This window comes from Acinetobacter sp. 102 (genome assembly GCF_037028485.1).
In the GTDB taxonomy this organism is placed as follows: Bacteria; Pseudomonadota; Gammaproteobacteria; order Pseudomonadales; family Moraxellaceae; genus Acinetobacter; species Acinetobacter higginsii.
In genome coordinates, this window is the sequence record NZ_JAZEZK010000070.1 from 1 (window position 1) to 452 (window position 452).

Consider the following 452-nt stretch of genomic DNA (forward strand, 5'->3'; position numbering starts at 1 on the left):
GGGTCATCATATTTAACCGCTGCGTCGTCCGTTGCTTTTTGGGCATCGCTCACCGCTTGTAATTGATCTTCAGTTGCTGCCTGACCTGATACTGCTGTGCCATTCCAAGTCGTGTTGCTTAAACCACCAATAGTATTGGTTGTGCCATCAATCTTAACTTTGGTTGCACCGCTGCCCACATTGATTGCATCTTTAACATTCAACGTATCGCCTAAGCCCAGTTGTACACCGCCTGCAACTGTCGTGCTGGTGATGTTGCTATCGCCTTTAACGTTGATATCACTACCCAAGGCATAGTTGTTCTTGCCTGTTGTGCCACCAAAGTTGATACCTTTGTCTGCCGTTGCTTTAACGCTGGTGATCGCACCATCAATCGTGTTCGAGCCTGTGCCGCCAATGTTACTTGTGGTGATTGCTCCCGTCGTTGCATCAATCGTCGTGTTGCCACCAAT

At 48.5% G+C, this 452-nt stretch carries 1 pseudogene; it reads right to left on the reverse strand.

What is annotated here, in order from left to right:
- Positions 1 to 452, reverse strand: a pseudogene (locus tag WA352_RS21775) (hypothetical protein); the annotation flags it as partial.